General features: G+C 61.4%; 4 protein-coding genes and 1 pseudogene. 1 reads left to right on the plus strand and 4 read right to left on the minus strand.

Translation table 11 applies throughout. The annotated features are described in order from the left end of the window. A pseudogene (locus NW856_RS07925) lies at positions 1-225 on the plus strand (hypothetical protein); the annotation flags it as partial. A gap of 8 nt (positions 226-233) precedes the next feature. On the opposite strand, the gene NW856_RS07930 reads toward NW856_RS07925, so the two are convergent. The 4 genes from NW856_RS07930 to NW856_RS07945 all read right to left on the minus strand — a co-directional run. Next, positions 234-1,076 (minus strand): universal stress protein, encoded by an 843-nt coding sequence (locus NW856_RS07930; RefSeq protein ID WP_414399752.1) that lies wholly within the window; start codon positions 1,074-1,076, stop codon positions 234-236. 101 nt (positions 1,077-1,177) lie between these two features. Continuing rightward, positions 1,178-1,990, minus strand: a complete 813-nt coding sequence (locus tag NW856_RS07935; protein ID WP_414399753.1) for a hypothetical protein — start codon at positions 1,988-1,990, stop codon at positions 1,178-1,180. A 135-nt stretch (positions 1,991-2,125) separates the two neighbouring features. Further along, positions 2,126-3,259 (minus strand): hypothetical protein, encoded by a 1,134-nt coding sequence (locus NW856_RS07940; RefSeq protein WP_414399754.1) that lies wholly within the window; start codon positions 3,257-3,259, stop codon positions 2,126-2,128. Then, on the minus strand, positions 3,256-4,324 hold a 1,069-nt coding region (locus tag NW856_RS07945; protein ID WP_414399755.1), incomplete at its 5' end, for a hypothetical protein. The genes NW856_RS07945 and NW856_RS07940, both read right to left, overlap by 4 nt.

The raw sequence follows: 4,324 nt of genomic DNA on the forward strand, positions 1-4,324 counted from the left end.
TTTTGGATCAAGTTTTGGGTGAAGCACGGGCGCACTCGCTCTTTGGTGGATGGCCCCCGTTGGTTGCTGGACTTCTCCCGTGACGAGCAGGGGCAGTGGCAAGCCCTCACCCGCATGACCATCCCTCCCGGAGTCCCTGAGCTGATCTTTGAAGCTTGGGCCGTCAGCCCGGATCGTCAGCAGCAGAGTGACCGAGTTACAGAGCGCCGCTCCATACTGCCTTGAAGCCTGGCTCAGTCGCTGTCTTGGACGGAACGCACCATCAGCACGGGGCAGCCGATGTGAACCCGCACATAGTCAGAGATGGAACGCCCCAACAGCCGATCCAAATCGGGAATGCTGCGGGCAATGGTAGGTCGGCGGTCAGGGGATCCCATCACCAGCAGATCGGCGTTGCTCTCGGCGGCTAAGCGGACAATTTCTGTGCCCGGATCCCCGACAGCCGTCAACACCTGGTGGCCGATTTGCCGGTTTTTGAGGATGTCGATTGCCCGATCTAGGGCCTCATCTCTACCTGGGTTGTCGGCATCCAACTGCACAGAGGCCAGGAAGATCTGGGCCCCTTGAATGCCGGAGATCAAGTCAAGGGCCGTGGCAAAGGCGGCCTGGGCAGCGGGGGAGTTGTTGAGGGCCACCATGACATGGCTGGGGTATTTGACGTAGGCGTCGTCTTTGACCAGCAGCATTGGGCAGGAGGCGAGCTGGAACACATATTGGCTCACCGAGTTCTGCAAAATGGCCATGATGCGGTTGCGCCCCCGGGATCCCATCACAATCAGCGGATTGGGCAGGGACTCGGCCACCTGCAGCACCACCACTTTGGGATCCCCTTCCACCAGTTGCGTGCTGATCTTTAGCCCTGGGCGGGGGGGGAAAGTCTGCAGGGTTTGGGCCAGCAGTTCCTGCCCCTTTTGCCAGGCAGCCCGCATCTCCTCGGCAGAGGTCTGGGAAGGCACCGCATGCAGCAATGTCACGTGGCACTGGGCAAAGGCCGGCAGAGACAGAAGGGTATGCACCATTTGCTCAGTGGGGCCGCTGCCATCGATAGCGGCAATGAGGTTCTCAAATCGAGACATGGGATCCGTTCTCCGGGCCGTAGTTTGCCAAGACTCATCCTAGATCTGCCCTTGCGGATCCCTGTTACCGTAGGGGATATCCTGCAACATTTTGTTTGGTTTCAGTAACTTAGCCACACATAGCCGGTAAAGCCGCCGCCGGCATTGGTGTTGCGACCGGCCAGGAACTGAAACCCCCCCAAGCCCAGCGTTACCCCTCCCTCCAGCCGCCAGTTGAGCTGGCCAGAAAGCTTGAGGTTGTCGTAGTCGGGATCCTGAACGGCCAAATCCCCGAACAACAAAGGCGCGCCGTTGCCCAACGTAAAATCCCCATCCAGGGCCAGGATGGCCTGCAGCTCAGGAGTCAGGTCTGCCCCGAAGGTCAGGTTGGCCTTGACCCGATCCCCGGGATAGCCCAAGTAATCTCGGAACGTGAGGCAGGAGTCGAAAAAGGCAGGCAGGGATCCCAACTGGGTATTGGCCGCCACCCCAACTTTGAGATCGTAGCCGAAAACACCGTACCCCAAGGGCAGGGGGATGTCTCGGGTGGCGTATCCCGGCGGGATCAAGGCCGTCAATTGGGCCGAAAGGAAGGGATCCCCGTTCCCCCAAGTATGGCGCAGGCCCAGTTCCAGATCCCGCAGGCCCTGGTTGCGCTGGGTAACGGTGTCAGCCCCGCTGGCAAAGCGATTTTCGATGAAAACGTAGCTGGTGTTGAGGTTGAGAGTGAGCTGATCGCTAAGGCCAGTCTCGGCGAAAAGGTTGAGGCGGGTTTCTCCGTACTCCGAAAGGGCCGGCTGCAGGCGTCCCCCCTGATCAAAGCGGGTGCGAGGCCGATAGACCTCCGGCTGCAGCGAAAAAAAAGTCTTGCCGGCACCGCGGGGAAAACCGCATCCTGCCCAGGCCGGCAGCTCCGGCGGCATTGCACTAACCACTAGACTCGCCAGCAGGCTTGCCCTTAGAAATCTCAGCTTCTCCATGGCAGGGATCCCGGCAGCTTCAGGGGGATTATATCCCTAGGATCAAGATTTGGGTCAAGATCCGGGACAAAACCAGCTCTAGAACGACTGCTAACTGGCGGTGGCAGCCGGTAGGCCCACCCGGGCCCGGAATTGCCGCGCTGCCGTCAGCGCCCCATAGGGATCCCCTTTGTAGAGGCCGTAGTGCATGAGGGAAAAGCGCCGCAGCCCCAGTTGAGACACTTCCCGCAGCCACTCCCGCCGGCTCATGAGCTGAAAGTCTGTATGGACGGTGTCGGCCCGTCCGCCGCTGGGGTGCTTGTCCTTAATCGATGGCTCGTAGTGGGCCAACATCAGGTTGGAGTGGATGGGGGAAAACAGGCGGCAACAGAGGCGGATCTGCTCCGGGTTACCGGGATCCGGGCCGTTCAGCTCTGGGTTAAACTCCCCTGGCCGCCGCTGGCGCATCGACTGGAAGGCGATCCCGTCCATCCGGCTCAGGGTCTCGGCAAAGGGCTCCACCATGCTGCGGCCTGCCCCCCGGGAAGGGTCGTCAAAGGTGGCAATCCAGCCCCCCCAGCACAGGGCTACTTCGGCTGCCGGCAGCCGCTCCTTGATGGCTTGGCGGGCTGTGAGGACATTGCGCATCAGGGCTTGGTAGTAGAAAGCAGTGTCGGCGTTGTAGGTATCTGCTGGGATCCGCCAATAGGAAAACTCCGTGGCCAGGCTCCAATAGGTAGGGCGGCCTTGGGGGTTGGCTTGAGCGATATAGCCGGCCAATTCGGCTACATCCTGGACAAACTGCTTGGAGATGTGGTAGTCGCCGCAGGGGCGGTGGGTGTCGTCTTCCCAGGTGATGATGTGGAGGGTATAGCCCCGCTCAAACCACTGCCGCAAAAGCCCGGCCTGGTGCCAGTTGCGCCAAAAGGAGAGATCCCCCTGGCGGTGATCAAAGCTGTTCAGCCAGCCGCTCAGGAAATGGGGATCCCACCCCTGCGCCACTGCCGCCACCTGCGGATCCGACTCGATTTCCCAGAGGAAGCGACCGGGATCCTCGCCAATGCCCACCTGCCAGCGGGCCAGCAGCTCTGACAAGTTCATGCTTCCCGTCTCGGCATTTTCCGGGCTGCGACTCCCCTGCTGACTCAAAAACTCCTGGCCACAGCCGGCAACCCCATAGGCAGCCAGCAGCGCTCCGCCCGCTTGCAGCACCTGTCGCCGCTGCCAGGATCGTCTCCTTTTCATCTCCTCTCCTCCTGCGGTTCCTCTTGGTGTTGGCGAGCCCACAGCCGCACTTGGGGGGAGCTATAAACCTCCCTGAAGCCCGGCAGCCCCTCAAAATTGAGCTCAGGCCAAAATTGCAGGAGACGATCCGACCTCTGCAAGGGATCCGCCAGCCCCGCTACCAAGAGGTAGTCCACCCTTTCCTGGGGATGCTGAAGGGCCAGGGCAAACTCGTACTGGTGAGGAGTAAGGAAAGAGCGGGGATCCCTTGCCCAAAAGATAGCCTCAAAGTGGATGTCGTCGTCCACCAGCACTTTTTGTCCGGGCAACAGGTGGCGATAGAGATACTGCCCAACCTGGCGCTTTTCCTGCCGCAGCCTCCGCCAGTCTTCTAGGGCTTGCCCAGCAGAGGTTACTTCATACAGGTTTTGGGCAGCTTCCAACTCGCCACTAAGGGGCACTACCCCTGCCACCAGCCGCTCCCAGAGATCCCGCTCCTCAGCCACCAGGGGCATGAGGAAACCCGGCTCTTGGCTCACCCCATAACCGGCAGTGAGGCAGTTCAACCCCAAGAGGGCAGTGATCAACAGGCGCTTAGCCCAGCCGGGGCCGGCTCCGCGACACAAGTAGGCGCCCATCAGCAAAGGCAGCGGCACCCAGAAAAGGCCAAAGCGGCTCAGCTCCCGCAAAAACAGCCCCTGCCCTAGAGAAGCCAGCAGGATGACCAGCGGCATCCCCCAGACCAGAGCCCATACCCAGCGACCCGGGCCTCGGCCCAGCAGGGATCCCAGCCCCAACAGCAGATAGGCAGGGGCCAGCACCGCCAGCCATTTCCCAGCCTCCAGCACCCCCCGCCAGCCACCCGCCTGCTGCAAGTCTTCCCGCAATTGCGGCAGCCGCAGACTGCTGCCCACCTGGTAGGTGAAAGCCCAGGGATCCCCCACCGACAGCCAGTTCACATACAGCCAGCTCAACATCAGGGTCAGGCTGATAAACCCCGCCACCAGCACCGCCGTCAGCCGGAAACCCCAGGACTGTTTGCGAAAAGCCAACAGCAGCATCCCTGCCACCCAGGGCAGCAGCCAC

The organism is Synechococcus sp. R3-13, from assembly GCF_047462195.1.
Classification (GTDB): domain Bacteria; phylum Cyanobacteriota; class Cyanobacteriia; order Thermostichales; family Thermostichaceae; genus Thermostichus.